The organism is Bifidobacterium sp. ESL1118, from assembly GCF_058505595.1.
In genome coordinates, this window is the sequence record NZ_CP196371.1 from 1,510,955 (window position 1) to 1,526,848 (window position 15,894).

Annotated in this window: 14 protein-coding genes; 2 read left to right on the plus strand and 12 right to left on the minus strand. The window is 54.6% G+C overall.

Features of this window, described 5'->3' with window-relative positions; translation table 11 throughout:
- Positions 1–100: 100 nt before the first annotated feature.
- The 8 genes from ACSYSS_RS06050 to ACSYSS_RS06085 form a co-directional block, all read right to left on the minus strand.
- Entirely contained in the window at positions 101–538 is a 438-nt protein-coding gene (locus tag ACSYSS_RS06050) for a glycoside hydrolase family 32 C-terminal domain-containing protein (protein ID WP_491703145.1), read from the minus strand.
- Entirely contained in the window at positions 514–738 is a 225-nt protein-coding gene (locus ACSYSS_RS06055; RefSeq protein WP_491703146.1) for a hypothetical protein, read from the minus strand. The genes ACSYSS_RS06050 and ACSYSS_RS06055 overlap by 25 nt, the downstream gene beginning before the upstream one ends.
- Positions 739–800: 62 nt before the next feature.
- Positions 801–1,058: a hypothetical protein gene (locus ACSYSS_RS06060; protein ID WP_491703147.1), complete on the minus strand. Its 258-nt coding sequence runs from the start codon at positions 1,056–1,058 to the stop codon at positions 801–803.
- 102 nt (positions 1,059–1,160) lie between these two features.
- Entirely contained in the window at positions 1,161–2,036 is an 876-nt protein-coding gene (locus ACSYSS_RS06065; protein ID WP_491703148.1) for a carbohydrate ABC transporter permease, read from the minus strand.
- Between the two features lie 10 nt (positions 2,037–2,046).
- Positions 2,047–2,976, minus strand: coding sequence for a carbohydrate ABC transporter permease (locus tag ACSYSS_RS06070; protein ID WP_491703149.1), 930 nt, complete (start codon positions 2,974–2,976; stop codon positions 2,047–2,049).
- A 4-nt stretch (positions 2,977–2,980) separates the two neighbouring features.
- Complete coding sequence (locus ACSYSS_RS06075; protein ID WP_491703150.1) at positions 2,981–4,276, minus strand: extracellular solute-binding protein; 1,296 nt, start codon at positions 4,274–4,276, stop codon at positions 2,981–2,983.
- Positions 4,277–4,366: 90 nt separating this feature from the next.
- Positions 4,367–5,755, minus strand: coding sequence for a glycosyl hydrolase family 32 (locus ACSYSS_RS06080; protein WP_491703151.1), 1,389 nt, complete (start codon positions 5,753–5,755; stop codon positions 4,367–4,369).
- A gap of 162 nt (positions 5,756–5,917) precedes the next feature.
- A complete protein-coding gene (locus ACSYSS_RS06085; protein ID WP_491703152.1) occupies positions 5,918–6,970 on the minus strand; it encodes a LacI family DNA-binding transcriptional regulator in 1,053 nt (350 codons plus the stop codon).
- Between the two features lie 239 nt (positions 6,971–7,209).
- On the opposite strand from ACSYSS_RS06085, the gene ACSYSS_RS06090 reads away from it, so the two are divergent.
- Together ACSYSS_RS06090 and ACSYSS_RS06095 are read left to right on the plus strand one after the other, a co-directional pair.
- Positions 7,210–8,241 carry a LacI family DNA-binding transcriptional regulator gene (locus tag ACSYSS_RS06090; RefSeq protein WP_491703153.1) on the plus strand — a complete coding sequence of 344 codons (1,032 nt, stop codon included), beginning with the start codon at positions 7,210–7,212 and terminating at the stop codon, positions 8,239–8,241.
- Positions 8,242–8,513: 272 nt separating this feature from the next.
- The gene (locus tag ACSYSS_RS06095; RefSeq protein ID WP_491703154.1) at positions 8,514–10,283 is read left to right on the plus strand and encodes a glycoside hydrolase family 13 protein; all 1,770 of its coding nucleotides are present in this window, start codon (positions 8,514–8,516) and stop codon (positions 10,281–10,283) included.
- Positions 10,284–10,361: 78 nt separating this feature from the next.
- Here ACSYSS_RS06095 and ACSYSS_RS06100 read toward each other — a convergent pair whose 3' ends face one another.
- From ACSYSS_RS06100 to ACSYSS_RS06115, 4 genes are all read right to left on the minus strand, one after another.
- Positions 10,362–11,060, minus strand: coding sequence for a histidine phosphatase family protein (locus tag ACSYSS_RS06100; protein WP_491703155.1), 699 nt, complete (start codon positions 11,058–11,060; stop codon positions 10,362–10,364).
- A gap of 112 nt (positions 11,061–11,172) precedes the next feature.
- Positions 11,173–13,389 carry an alpha-amylase family glycosyl hydrolase gene (locus ACSYSS_RS06105; RefSeq protein ID WP_491703156.1) on the minus strand — a complete coding sequence of 739 codons (2,217 nt, stop codon included), beginning with the start codon at positions 13,387–13,389 and terminating at the stop codon, positions 11,173–11,175.
- A 134-nt stretch (positions 13,390–13,523) separates the two neighbouring features.
- Positions 13,524–14,417, minus strand: a complete 894-nt coding sequence (locus ACSYSS_RS06110) for a sugar ABC transporter permease (protein ID WP_491703157.1) — start codon at positions 14,415–14,417, stop codon at positions 13,524–13,526.
- Positions 14,410–15,822, minus strand: a complete 1,413-nt coding sequence (locus ACSYSS_RS06115) for a carbohydrate ABC transporter permease (RefSeq protein ID WP_491703158.1) — start codon at positions 15,820–15,822, stop codon at positions 14,410–14,412. Before ACSYSS_RS06115 ends, ACSYSS_RS06110 begins: the two co-directional genes overlap by 8 nt.
- Positions 15,823–15,894 lie beyond the last annotated feature (72 nt).

Genomic DNA, 15,894 nt, shown 5'->3' on the forward strand with positions numbered 1-15,894 from the left:
CTGCTGATAGTATAGTGCGACAAGGGTAATTCACCAGGAATTGGATATCAGATGATGACAGCACCGACAGCTGGATGTTAGAATCTAATCTTCATCAACTTTATCCAACCCGATGCTGTTCATATTGCAAATGTCCAATTGCCAAATCGCCAACACACCGGATTCGCTGACAAGTTTTACGGCACGACGTCCAGATCCAGGATAACTTGTATGCAGTGAGCACCTGACGCCCATCATTGACATACACTTCCACCAAACCGCGATCGATGAACACCTGAAGCTTCAATTCATCCGCATCAAGTTCTTCAGCATTAAGAGCCGCCACCCGATAGCCTCGTTTGCCTTGTCTACTGTCCTGCCAATCAATAACTACTCCGCCTATCTGAGCGTCATAAGCTATATACGTATATGATCCGTCGCCGGTCGCATAAACCTTCAATCCTGCACGCTCTGCGGTCGAATGCTTAAGATCCATGCTCAAATTAATCCGCGCCGCCTCAACGTCCTCTCGAATTACAATCTCACTATTCTCGCCCACCAAACAAGGCTCGAAATCGAACTCATCGGCGCACAACTGATTGATTTCATGAACCGGAACAGTGTGTAATCGCCATCGTCACCCAAGAAAACCTCGCGCAGCAACGTCAGTTGCCCACACCAACCATCCGCCTGCATCGGAACATGGCTTGAGAACGGACTCACCCACCCATACATAATTCGTCTGCCATCGGTTTCCATTGACTGTGGGGCGTAGAAGTTCGGCCCACAGTCCCATTACCGAAACAATGCATCGATCCCCATTACGTTCCGAATGGGTTTAATTGATAGAACACATGCCAACGACCGGCATAATAGCATAACCCATTTGAATCGTTAATCCGGCCTCCCTCGGAAGCTATATGGAACTTTGGATAGCAACGATCCCTACGCCCACGGACAAGCCCATGCACACTACGTTCGGCACGCCGCAACTCAGCAACATGATCACGAATCGGCACACTTACAGAATTAGAGATATTCATCTTCGAACTTTTCCATGAAAACATCAAACAGCACATGATGCCATATAAAAATCTCTAGACGAAACTGAAATCACTTCGAATCATCATAAAAACCTTCATATGGCATCATGCACGACCACAGCAATCGCCTTCAAGCAATCACTTGATACCCGTCATCGTCACCCCTTGAATGAAGTACTTCTGCAGGAAGATGAACAGCAATAGAATCGGAGCCACCACCAGTACGGCACCGGAAAGCAGCAAACTATAGTCCGTCGCGTTCTGGCCTGTGGAATACAACGAAAGAGCCACTGGCAGCGTATACATGCTGTTTGACTGAGCCGCGACCAAAGGCCACAGGAAGTTGTTCCAGCTCGAAAGGAACGTCAACACCGCAAGTGTGGCCATTGCCGGCTTGCACTGCGGTAGCACGATCTGGAAGAAAATCCTGATTTCACCGGCACCATCGATACGCCCAGCCTCCAACAGGGCATCAGGGATGCCCATCATGAACTGACGCATCAGGAACACTCCAATAGGTTGGGTCAGGAACGGCAGGATGAGTGATGCATAGGTGTTGAGCAGATGCAGATTCGTGATTTCCACAAAGAGGGGAACGAATGTGGCGACACTTGGCACCATCAATGTGATCATGACCATCCCAAACAGCAGATTCTTGCCAGCGAAATCGATCTTTGCCAAGGCGTAGCCAACCATGGAACAGAACACCAGATTCCCGAGCATCGTGACGGCGGCGACAATCAGGCTGTTGACAAAATACGTGCCGAACCCAAATTGGCCGAACCACCGTTCGAAATTGCTCAAAACAGGTTGCTTTGGCAAAAACGTCGGCGGAATCTGCATGTTTTCCCTTTGTGTCTTGAAGGCGCCGAGCACCATCCAGACAAACGGAAACACCCAAAACAGCGCAATCAAAGAAAGCACAACATAGGTTATGCCATGCGCCTTGCGAAAGCGACTCCACAAGGAAGACTTATTATCGTTTACGGATTCAATCGCAATTGCATTCGACATATTGGCCTCCTCAATCTTTCTCCCGCATCAGTCTGAATTGCAGCAAACTGACCAATGCGATGATGAAGAACAGCACGTAACTCGCAGCCGATGACATTCCATACTGCCCAAACCCGAACTTTTGATAGATATAGAAAGACGCAGACATTGTCGAATCCAACGGCCCTCCCTGCGTCATGACGAATGGTTCATCGAAGAACTGCAGATAGGAGACCGATTGCATGACGACGGCCAAAAGCAGTGTCGGACGTAGCAGCGGCAAAGTGATGCTCCTGAATTTCCTCCATTCGGACGCCCCGTCAATAGAGGCGGCCTCGAGCACATCCTCGGGAATGGCCTGGAGACCTGCGATGAAGATAATCATCAAGGTGCCCACGTTCCTCCACGTCGTCATAACAATCAACGCAGGAAGCGCAAACCTTGTATCATGGAGCCAGTCCGGCCCTTGAATGCCGATCCACGACAGTGCGATATTCAGTAGCCCCTCCTTTTGGAGAATGTAGCGCCAAGACACTGATACCGCTACGGTACTGGCCACGACTGGGGCGTAGAACAGGGCGCGAAAGAACGCATTGACCTTTCTCAACCCTTTGTTCAGAGCCACAGCCAGTGCCAACGCCACAAGAATCGTCAGCGGAAGGCCGATGACAACAAAAATGGCAGTGACACGCATCGAATTCCAATACCGTGGATCAGTGAAAAGCTTCGCGTAATTCCCCAGACCCACAAAATTGACATTGAACGGCGTCTGGACATCCGTCGCACCAATATCCGTGAAGGACATCAGAAGCGATGACACCAAAGGCACCAACATGAAGACAATGAAAACAATGAGGAACGGCAATGAGAATCCCCATGCAACCAAAGTCCTGTGCTTGCGCAGAACGCCCAGGGAACTTGATGCCGATGTGGCATCCACACTACTTTTGGCTTTTCTCATTGGTTCAGTTCTCCGTCCCCAACGAATCAGCCTGCTTCTGCAGATCAGCCAATCCCTGATCCACATTGACCTGCCCCTTGCTTATCTGCTCAAAGCTTTTATCGGCAGCAATCATGAACTGAGGGTACGTTGTAGTGAACGGCACCGACTTCACATCCTTCACCTGCTTGGTGAATGGAACCATCTTCGGGTCATTCATCAATACCGGGTCTTGCGCCGCCTTAGTGGAGGCAGGCAAATCGGTTGTCGCCTTGAAAAACTTGACTTGCGTCTGTGGCTTAAGCAACCACTGGATAAACTTCCAAGCCGCCTGCTTGTTCTTGGACGTCTTCCAAACCGTCATATTCGCGCCACCGACAAACGATGTGGATGTCTTTCCTTTAGGCAAAGGAGCGGTTGCGAACTTCGATTCGAAGCCGTCACCGCCAGCCTGTTTCAACTGCTTAACCGTGTTTGGAACACCAAACATGATCGGTGTCTTGCCGGAAACAAACTGCTTGGAATCCGAACCCGTCTCCGTATCGACATTCTTATCTGCAATGCCGTTCTTAAACAACGACGTGGTGTAGTTCAGTGCGCCCTTGAACTCGGGAGTGTCCACGGTGTATTTGGTCCCTTCCTTATTCAGCAGCGAAGCCTTGTTGGAATAAGCCCAATACAGGAAGTTCTGGAAGCAATCAGTGCCGGAATCAGCGATGTATACGCCGTGCTCGACACCATCGACCTTCTGCATGTCCTTGGCCATCTGCCGGAATTCGTCCCAAGTTGTTGCCGGCTTGCTCCAGCCCGCTTTCTGGGCTATGTCAGTGCGATAGAACATGACACGGGGATCCGCGTAGAAAGGAATGGCAATCTGCTTGCCCTTGACATTGGAGATGGCGCGCAGTGAAGCCGGAATATCGCTGAGACCAAAATTACTGGGAGCGGGAGAATATATCTTGGCGAACGCAGCAAGATCGGCATTACCCGACATCGAAATATCCGGCCCCGTGCCAGAGGCTATTGCGGTCTGGAATTTTTCGCGATAACTGGACCATGGCAAATTGGTGACCTTGATGTTGACGTCAGGGTTCTCCTTTTTGAACATGGCGACAAAATCAGGCATGACCTGCCCTTCGTCCCCCATGGCCCACATCGTCAGATCACCCTTTGCAGGAGCCGAATCGATTTTCTGCAGTGCGTCCTTGTCTGACACAGCATTCGAAGACCCGGCCTGCCTGCCGCATGCACCCAGTGACAACAATGTGCATAGGGCCACGGCAGAGGCCAAGACGGTTTTCACAACTTTGTTCTTTCTCATTTGAACTTCCTTGCTCAATTCTGCTTATTCGCTTAAGCAGAAACGAAAAAATAATAGACCGTATTTACTATTCTTTGTTCTCACCTTCTTTCAGCCTTTTAATCCTCTATGCACCACTGCATTTTGGACATGGACGGAACCATCTGTGACGAACACATCGAGGCAATCCCCCGGATGTGCATACAGTCGTGCATTCAACGCCACACCGTCCACATACAAGGTGGCGATGGTGTCGTCGAAAACAAGCTGGATATGGTACTTATGACCAGCTTCAAGCGCGATAGGACGTTCCAGACCTATATTCATCACCGTGAACCACGGCTCATTCGGCGTACCTTCGAACAAGTAACGATTCTGCGCCACAGGAAACTTGAATTGATAACCCTGCCCGCTGTCTTCATCATGCAACAGCCGCAGACCAAAATCACGGGTTCCGGATTCGAAAGTGACATCCGCCTCAAAGGCAAACAGATCCCCACAGTCCCGCGCCAAAACAACATTCTCACGCTTGCCGAAAGTGTCGACATCCACATCGTCCAAACGCTCCCCGTCGTTGAATGCGGACCAAAGCGTATCGACAGGGTATGCTCCTAAGGTTCCGTCGGAGCGTTGATGAATCTCGTGAGGAACGAAAGTACCACCCCACTCGAAATTACCATTGTCCCGCTCGTTCTCCTTGGTACCGACCCAACCAAACAGCACACGCTTGCCATTGAGGGCAAAGGTGCGACCAGCATAGTAATTGCTGCCGTCAAAGGCATCATCATCAGGAGCGATCCACGGCCCATCCAAACTCTTTGCCATCCGATACACCATGCCGTGCTTATCGGAGTATTCCGTAACGACGTGGTACCACCAGTCACCAATCTTGAACAAATCCACCATCTCATGCATGGTGAAGAGATCCGGCGCCCAGAAATCACCCGCAAAGGTCCAGTTTTTGAGATCCCTTGATACGAACTTCACGGTTCGCCCGGTCTGACGATGCTTGGGGCCTTGCAAACGAGCGCCAAGGATCAGTAGATACTCACCATTCTCCTCATCCCTGAGCACGAAGGGATCGCGCCAATCACCGGTGTCATAGCCAGGCTGCGGCACGAAAGTCAACTTATCCTTGGTCTTGTGCCAATGACGCAAATCGCTGCTGACAGCATGCATTAAAACCTGAGAGGGCTTGCCGAGCTCCGGGTAGTCGCGATTGTAGCCGGTATAGAAAATGTGATATTCACCTTCGGCTTCAAACACGCTCCCGGCAAACACAAACTGGTCTTGGGCGTCATCCCCGCCTCGTGGCACAGCGACACCGCAATCCGTATAGTGAACGAAATCTTTGGTTGTCACAAGATCCCATCCGAACGGCTCGCTCATAATGTCCGGATTACGCGTATCCCGCTGGTGAAAAAGATAAAATTCATCGCCTTTTCCAAATGGCATGCAATCACCAAACCAAGTACCCGGCGACTGATAGTAAAGCTTCATCGCAGCCTTTCCATGTGGCTAATTTGCCACACTAATACGTCAGACAGCCAGTGCATTCTAGCCGCCAACGTTTCCAACAATTACCTAACATCCGTTCTTACAACTATGTTTAATCGCTTAAGCAAATGTCTAAGATAGAATATAGCACTTGTTTTCACTTTGTCAAACCGGACGAATCGATTCTCGCAACACAGCCGGGCAAGCCACTTGCCACGATCTGTGATTGCCTGCATTAACCACCGTATCACTCATATTCTGCTTGCCAGTTTGGCTGGAGCCCGCATTAATCAAATCCATCAATACACGCACACCCATTGCCCCCAAATCATATTGCGGGAGACCAACTGTCGTAAGAGCAGGATGCAAATGCGCGGATATCACTTCCTGATTGTCGAACCCCACAACCGAAATGTCCTCAGGAATCCTGATGCCACGTTCATGCAGGGCATCATAAAGCCCCATCGCCAATCGATCATTGTGGCAGAATACCGCCGTGGCCCTAGACGCCAACAAGGCATCCGCCATACCATAACCGCCCTCTTGGTCAGCAGTGGTATTGATGACCAATGACGAATCGAACGCTATCTCGGATTCATCGAGCGCCTGACGATACCCATGCAGCCTCCCAACCGAAGCGGGCGTACGTTTGGCATCATTAAGAAACGCCACTCGCCTGTGCCCTTGCCTCAGCAAAAGCCGGGTTGCGGTGTAACCGCCTTGTCGCTCATCAGGCACCACCGATGCAAAATCATGATATTTGTTGAAACAATTGACCAGAACCGTCCGGTCCGGCTGCAGAGCGACTGGCGGATTAACCTCCTGATGAACCCAAGAGGAATAGATGATGCCTTCTACTTGATGCTCCATCATGAAATCAAAGGCGGATTCCTCTATTGAACGCTCACCATCAGTGTCGACTATGAGCAATATCTTGCCGTTCTTCCAGGCCTCATCCTGGGCCCCCCGAATCACCTGCCCGGAAAAGGGGGTGGTGGCGACGTCATTGCCAATAAATCCAATCAGCGAAGACGAGCCACGGGCCAACCCCTTTGCCAGGGCGTTAGGACGATATCCAAGCTCACGAGCCACCTGGCGCACCCGCTTACGCGTCATTTCCGGAATACGTGCACTACGATTGTCGTTCACAGCCCAAGACACCGTCGCCGTGGAAACTCCGGCAGCCTTTGCCACATCCTGAAGTGTTACTTTTCCCATGCGTTCTAACCTACCCTGGATAAGCACCATCAAAAATAGTAGTCATAGCGAGAATAAACCGAAATTGCCCGAAGAAATGTCACCTACGGCTACTATCAGCAATGCAATATTATTCGCAGCGTTATTCTAGTGTAATCTCAGCTCAACCTTAATTCCCGAAAAGTTTCAGACGGAAGTTACTTTGTCCAAAACAATGATATGAACTAAAATCCTATGTATCGATCAATCGGGGAGACATCATGCAGGCGAATATCGAAGACGTGGCTCAACGCTCGGGCGTTTCCATTGCCACCGTTTCACGTACATTCAAACATCCTGAGCTTGTGGCAGAAAAAACCCGCCATCGCGTGCTGGCTACGGCCAAGGAACTCAATTTCTCCATTTCCCGTTCAGCCTCGATCTTCCAGACAGGGCAGACCTTTCGCGTCGCCCTGCTCATCAACGATCGGTCATCATCCTGGTTCAACGCCCACATCTACGAAGGGCTGAACTCAGTGCTGCAGCCGGCCGGCTATGACATTGTGTTCTACCAAATCGACAGCGCCAAGGATCGCCATGAATTCTTCGAGACCCTCCCCATTCGCCGTAACGTGGATGCCGTCATCGTCTCCTCATTCGACATCGAGCGTTCCGAAGCAGAACGTCTCAACGCCATGAACGTACCAGTAGCAGGCATCAACGCCATGCCACATGAGGCATTTGGGGTCTCGATCTGCATCAACGACGAAACATCAATGCGACTGATGACGCGCCATTTGACATCATTGGGGCATACCGACATCGCATTCGTCACCTTCTGCGAAACTCAAAACGGTGAGAACGCTCTGCATTTCAGCGCCAATCTGCGAGCCAAGGGATTCACGGAGGGCTGCGAGGACGCCGGGATACAACCAATCGTGATCAGTGTAAATGAAAACGAAAATCCCGTCGACGATGCCCTGACGCAGCTTTTCGCACTCGGCCACATGCCGACAGCTATATGCTGCGTGCAGGATTCTCTGGCGCTACCGATTCTGAGCCGACTACAGGGATTTGGTTACAAGGTTCCGCAAAACATCTCCGTCACCGGATTCGACGACATGGAACTGGCTGGGCAAACGGGACTGACCTGTGTACATCAGGACCCCGTGGCCATGGGCGCCGAAACCGGCCGGCTCGTATTGGACGCCGTCTGCGGCAAGCTGAACTCCCCGGTGCGCAAAGAGGTGGAACCGAAGGTGATCTTTCGATCCTCAAGCTCTTCGGCTCCGCAACCATCAAACGTCAGATAACAAAACCGCAGTAGTACAGCATCGCTGAAAGTCGGAGTCAAATAGGGATATCGCAAAGCCTAAAAACCGATTTCCCAAAAGCAAATACAGCCGAGCTCCATGTGAGTACGACAATTGTTTGTAAACGCTTTCAGATTTTTGCATTATTTAGAAGATAAATCTATTTTCTTGCATTTTATGTTATGCTTTGTCTTACAATGACAACGTAATCACAACATGCTAAATCATGCATACCACGCTCAAGTACATAGTGAGATGCAAGGAAGGAACTCATGACAAAAAACAATACCCGCGACGACTGGTGGAAGCAGGCGGTCGTCTACCAGATCTACCCTCGCAGCTTCAAGGACGTGAATGGCGACGGCATCGGCGACATCGCCGGCATCACCGAGAAAATGGATTATCTGAAGACCCTCGGCATTGACGCGGTGTGGCTCTCCCCCTTCTACCCTTCCGCACTGGCAGACGGCGGCTACGACGTGGCGGACTACCGCAATGTGGACCCGAGACTCGGCACCATGGATGATTTCGACCGGATGGTTGAGGCGGCCCATAAGGCCGGCATCAAGGTCATCGTCGACATCGTGCCCAACCACACCTCGAATCTGCACCCCATGTTCCAGGAGGCCCTCAAGGCCGGCCGCGGCTCTGCGGCACGCAACCGCTACATCTTCCGCGAAGGGCGCGGCGAGAACGGCGAGCTGCCGCCCAACGAATGGCGCTCCCTGTTCGGCGGCTCCGCCTGGGAACGCGTGGACGACGGCCAGTGGTACTTCCACATCTTCGCCAAGGAGCAGCCCGACCTCAATTGGAAGAACCCCGATGTGCACGAGGAGTTCAGGAGGACCCTGCGCTTCTGGAGCGACCATGGCACCGACGGCTTCCGCATCGACGTGGCTCACGGCCTGGCCAAGGACTTCGAAAGCAAATCGCTTGAGGTGCTCGGCCGTGAATACACCGTTGAGGACAACAGGCAGGATGTGCTCGAAGGTAAGAACCCCATGTGGGATCGTCCTGAGGTCCATGAGATCTACAAGGAGTGGCGCCAGGTGTTCAATGAATACAACCCGCCGCGATTCGCCGTGGGCGAGGCCTGGGTCACCCCGGAGCATCAGCACCTCTACGCATCCCCCGACGAATTGGGCCAGGTGTTCAACTTCCAGTTCTCAGGCGCACAATGGAAGGTGGATGACATGCGCACCGCCATCCTCGACGGCCTAGATTCCGCGGCCCACACCGATGGTTCCACCGCGACCTGGGTGATGAGCAACCATGACATGCCCCGCAACGCCACCCGCTACGGCCTGCCACAGGTACCCGCGCCGGATTCGCACCAGATTGCGACCGACTGGCTCATGCGCGACGGCACCACCTACCACGAGGACCGTGAACTCGGCACCAAACGCGCACGCGCCGCCGTGATGATGGAGAACGGCCTGCCCGGCTCGGTCTACATCTACCAGGGCGAGGAGCTCGGCCTCTTCGAGGTGCCGAACATCCCCTGGGACCGCTTGGAGGACCCCACGCCATTCCGCACCGCCCAGAATTTCACCGACAAAGGCCGCGACGGCTGCCGCGTGCCGCTGCCATGGACCGCATCGGACGAACCGCAGCCCGCCGAATGGAACGATGCCTTCGGCACCGGAGCCTCGTTCGGCTTCTCCCCCGTCACAAGACCGGACGGGACCGCGAGCGCCGACCCCCACCTTCCCCAGCCACTGTGGTACAAGGACTTCGCCGCAGACAAAGAAGCGAATGACAGCACCTCGATGCTTGCGCTCTATCGTCGCGTTCTGAGCCTGCGCGCTGAGCTGCTCACCGCCACCGGAGACACGTCCAGCTTCGAATGGATGGACATGGGAGGCAATGTGATCGCCTACAGCCGTCCAAGCACTGACAAGTCTGGTCGTAGATTCGTCTCGGTGACCAACTTCGGCGCCGAGCCGGCCGCACTGCCCGAAGGCGAGGTCATTCTGACATCCGGCGAGCTTAACTACGAAGGCAAGCTGCCACAGGATGAAACCGTCTGGCTCCTTGTCTGATTTCGCTCATCAAGCGTGACCAAAACCAGTATGCACAATATCTGTAGTCGGCGCACCATCATCAAAAGGAACCGCCGACTAAAGATTCCAGCGATCGATGACACGGTCACCTTTGTAGTAGCTCAGCACCGAGAAATGGGCGGTATCGAAGCGAAGCAATCGTCCTTGGTGAGGATCTATGCCAAGCCACTGGGTGGTGAGGATACGCAGCACATGTGCATGCGCCACAAGCAGGACATTACGTCCCGCCGTCAGACTCTGATTCACCTCATTGATTAGCCTGCGAGTGCGAGAGGCCACCTGTTCGATGGCTTCTCCGGCACCGTTGGGCACCAAAACCTGCTGGCCGTCAGGCAACCGGGCGCTCCACGCGCCACCCATCCGCGGTCCAAGCGCCTCAGGTCCATCGATCCACAATCGCCAAGGACAACCAGCCATCTGCCGAACCTGGTCGCGTGTGCGGCCTTCCGCATGCCCATAATCCCACTCAAGAAGATCGTCGGAGGTACGGTAATCGTAGTACCCGGCGTATTCAGCCGTTCTACGCGCACGGCTCAGCGGACTCACCACGACGTCCGAAGAATCAAAACCATGCGGAAACGCCTCATGCAGCCGTCTGCCGCCCTCAATCGCCTGACGCTCGCCTTCAAGAGTCAACGGCAAGTCAACCCGACCGGTGTGCTGACCGGTCATGCTCCAAACCGTCTGCCCATGTCTCAACAATACCAAGTAACCTGGCGAGGATGCACCATTGCCCGACGTAATGTAATTACTCATACCTCGACTATAGCGCGACTGCTGCAAATCTGCCCGGCATAACCCATCTTCAGTCACGCCGCAAGCCATCACTGAAAACGTTGGGACGAATGCAACGAAACGCCAGATGCCGTCAGACGATTTCCCAGACCCTCAACGATCTCGCTGGAATTTCAAGAGTCAGCCCTGCAGCCAAAGTCCGGTCTTCCAATAAGACGGCTGAATCAGCTTCCAAACCAGTCAACGCAGCAGCCGAATCGGCGAGAAGACGGGCTGCTAAGCCTTTCCGCGCCACAGGGACTACCGCCGCAGCAGCAGCCGAAGCGACAGATGACTGTGCAACCGTTCCGTCCTCCACCAATCTTCCACAGGATGGCACCCCATCAATCAACAGCTTGAAGGACGCATCGTCACCGCCGGGGTTGGCACCAATGACCAGCGCCCCTCGCAACCGCTCCGAATCCTGCAGAAACTCGCCATCACCGGTGCCGTTGCCCTTACGTCCGCTCTTGCCGTTTGCCGGCACCATAAACGCCACGACATCATCGGGCGATGCAAGCACCTCACGCCGTCCGTCAAACAGCTGCGGAAAACCCTTGCGCAGAGCTATAAGCTTGCGATACCAGCCAACCAATGGTGCCATGCGTTGCGCTCGCAGCCAATCCAACTGGTTCAAAGCCGCACTGCGATCAAAGGAATTCGAGCACCCGAACTTCGTCCTCGCGAATTCCTCGCCGGAAAGCATGAACGGTATACCTGCAGAAGCGAACACCAACCCCGCTGCAATGGCATTGGCTGCAAGCATGTCGCCAGCACCTCCAGCACCATCTATGGCAATGGACTCGTCACTTGGGCGACCGGACTCCGTTGTCTTTACCCCATCCTTCTGCCAAGCATCAAAATCAGTCTCAACAGGCCGGGAGCGCATAGTCAGGCAGAGCTTGTCCCACAAGGTGAGGTCGTCGTGAGCGGAGACATACTGCACGAGTTGGCCAGCCGCCTTCGGCTCGCGATCCGTGCCGCGCCACGCGTTTACCGCGGATCGAATCGCCGGGGCGTTCTGAGCGGCCTCCCCGTTGACAAAGCCGCAGGCCTTCTCATCCATCACACTGCCTTTGAGCGCGTCACGCGTACCGTCGCAGAACCAGCCGATGCCGCCATCCAAGCCATGCAATCCTCTGCCCCATGCCAACGGCACCGCAATATCTTTGGTTTCCTGCGCATTGGCCACCCACGGCTCGCCGTACATGAGGATGCTTTCACCATCCGGCAGAGCATCAAGTGCACGTCTGGCGCGGTTCATCGTCTCCACATCGATGAGCCCCATAAGGTCGAAGCGGAAGCCGTCCACATGATATTCACGTGCCCAATATTCCACGGATTCCACGATGAACCTACCAAACATCGGCCGCTCGCTGGCCATGTCATTGGAGCAGCCGGATCCATCCGTCAACGCACCCGAGGCATTGCGTCGGCAAAAGTAGCCCGGCACCATGAGTTCGAAGGAGTTGGCAGCGGTGTACATGTGGTTGTAGACCACGTCCATAATGACGCGAAGCCCCGCACGATGCAATGCGGCGATCATGGCTTTACATTCACGAATACGGCATGCGCCATCGTCCGGATCGCTGCTGTACGAGCCTTCCGGCACATCGTAGGCCACGGGGTCGTAGCCCCAGTTATAGCCTCCAGGCCGAGTCTCGTCGACCGAACCATAGTCATAGAACGGCATGATCTGAACATGCGTGACACCGAGCCACTTCAAGTAGTCGACCCCCGTGGGGAAAAGGCCGGCATCATCCACTGAAGTTCCCTCATCGCAGAACGCGGCGTATTTGCCACGGTGCTCCGCAGGGATCCCGCTGTGAGGATCGTTGCTGAAGTCCCCAATATGCGTCTCCCAGACCACCGCGGAATGTTTGGGAATGGATGGCGACCGGTCAGCGCTCCAACCTTCCGGATCGGTTGCCACCAAGTCCACGACCATGCTGCGCACACCATTGGCACCGCTGGCCTTGCCCCAGGGATCAGGCGTTGACGTATGAGAGCCGTCTGGAAAATCCAGCTCATAGTCGTAGTAGGTGCCATCCAAACGTCTCGGTATCGACACGCTCCATGAGCCGCTCTTCCCCGGCTGAAGGTCAATCACAGCCTCAGCGCCGCCACCAAGCCCTGCGCCGAAAAGCCGCACCGCCACTGAGGAAGCCGTGGGAGCCCACACCGTAAACACCGTGGAGCTCTGTTCAAGACATACTCCGAGCGGACCGGAATAATAGGGATATCCGCTTGAATCGACGGCGGAATCGCCGGACGGCATTGAGCCACGATTCGATGACGGTGTGATTGACATGATTTCCTCTCTGGTGCGTTTGGTTTTGGATGCACTCACGCACACAACGAGCGCTCAAGAACGCTGATAGGCATAAAAGTCACCCCACCATCCAGACGTGAGGTGGTGGGGCGACGATCTGCCAGCCGAATGGCTCAGCCCTTCGTGGAACCGCCCGTCACAGACTCCTGGTAGAAGTTCTGCATGATGACGAACAGGATGGCGATCGGAATCGAGACACAGACGGCACCCGCGGCAAAGCGCGCATACCACTGGTTGATGTATTCCTTCTGCAACATCTGCCACAGGCCGAGGGCCACGGTGTAGTTGTCCTGCGTGCGAGCGATGGCCTTGACCATGACGAAGTCGAGCCACGGGCTCAGGAAGCTGCTGATGGTCTGGTAGACGATCATGGGTTTGCACAGCGGGATGATGATCTTGGTGAACACCTGCCACTTGGTGCAACCATCAAGGTAAGCGGCCTCGTCAAGTGACTTGGGGATGGTGTCCATGTAGCCCTTCATGACGTAGAAACCCGCGCCGGCCCCCGCCGAGTAGACCAGAATCAGGGCCACGATGACCCACTTGCCCTGGGTGAGCCCGAAGGTCTTGAGGATGAAATAGATGGCGATCACCGACATGATGCCGGGGAACATACCCAGCACGAGGTTGATGTTCATGAACGCCTTGCGACCGCGGAAACGCAGGCGCGACATGCAGAACGCCACCGACATGAGCAGGAACAACGAGATGACGCACGAGCAGCAGGCGATCACGAACGTATTGAGGAACATATGCGGGAAGTTCAGCACATCGGTCTGCGTGAACAGCTGCTTGAAGTTGTCAAGCGTGTACTGACGTGGGAAGAACGTCTCCTGGTAGGGGGAGGGATCCTTGTTGAAGCTTTCGAGCAGCACCCATGCGATGGGCACCAGCCAGATGACGGCCATGATCGCCAGGAAGATGTGCGTAAACACGTCACCGACGATGCGCCGCTTGCGCTGATCATGCCAGAAGCCGACCTTGGAGACCTGTGAATCGTTACTCATTGAATGCCTCCTCGTTCTTGTATGAACCGGAGCTGCGATAGGTAATCAGCGAGACCGTGGCGAGCACGATGAACGTCAGGATGCCGATGACCGCTCCGAGGTTGTACTGGGATTTATCGACCGTGAGCTTGTAGAGCCAGGTGATGAGCAGATCCGTTTTGCCTGCGGACTGGCCGACCGGCGTTGGACCGCCGGCGGTGAGTAGGTAGATGATGTTGAAGTTGTTGATGTTGCCTGTGAACGTGGTGATGAGGTACGGGGTCATGACGAAGAAGATGTAGGGCATGGTGACCGCGCAGAACCGCTGCCACCAGTTGGCTCCGTCGAGCATGGCAGCCTCGTACTGGTCGGCGGGGATGTTCTGCAGGATGCCCGTGATCTGCATGATGGTGTAGGGGATGCCGACCCAAAGGTTCACGATGATGACCGTGACCCTGGCCCAGGTGGCATCCGAAAGGAACGGCAGTGGGCCGCTCGTCAGCCCCCAGCTCATCAGAAGACGGTTGATTGCGCCGTCCTGCTGGAGCATGGTGTTCATCACCAACAAGGAGACGAACTGGGGCACGGCCACCGACATAGAGAAGCACGCACGCCAGAAACCCTTGAAATGCGTGGTCTTGCGGTTGATGATCATGGCCATGAACATGCCTAGGAAGAAGTTGAGGAACGTGGCGAAGAAGGCCCAGACCAACGACCAACCCAGCACCGAAAGGAACATCTGGATGTTGATGTCATGGCTGGAGGTGGACGAGCTGAACAGCTTGCCGAAGTTCTTCAGACCGACCCAGCTGAACAGCACCGTATGGTTCTTGTCGTAGCTGGTGAACGCCATGGAGATCATGAACACAAGCGGCAGAACCGTGAACAACACGATACCCAGCGTCGGCAGGGTCATCAGGCCAACAGCCGCGTTCGTGTCGGTCAACTCGTGCAGGTCCTGTCGGAACGTTGCCGGACGATCGCCGCCACGCGCCACCACCTGCGCCTTGTAGGCGCTGCGGGCCGAAAGCACCGCCAGCAACACCAACAGCAGAATGGCGAAGATGGCCATGACGCCGTAGAGAAGGATCTGCACGGAGTTGTCACCGGCCTTGTAGACCCAGAATCCGTCAACCTTTACTTTGGTCTGCTTCGCTGTGCCGAGCGTGGAGAGCTTGGAAAGATTCTTCACGCCGCTTGCGGCGAGGTAAGCGATGATGCCCGCTTCGCACAGCAGGAACAGCACGCCCTTGCCAATCTGCTTGCGAGCCAGATTGCCCAACCCGAAAATCACAAACGAAAGACGCGTGACCACGTCACCGTCGGCCCACGCCCGGCGCGCCGAATACGGCGAGGGCGGGACGTCACCGACGTGGCCCTTGCGCCGCCTCTTGGCAGGCGCGTGAGCCAACGATGCTTCACTCATAAACTACACCTTTCAACAATCAATATGCCAGACGGGCGCCGCAACGGGCCACAAGGCCAATGCAGCAGCGCC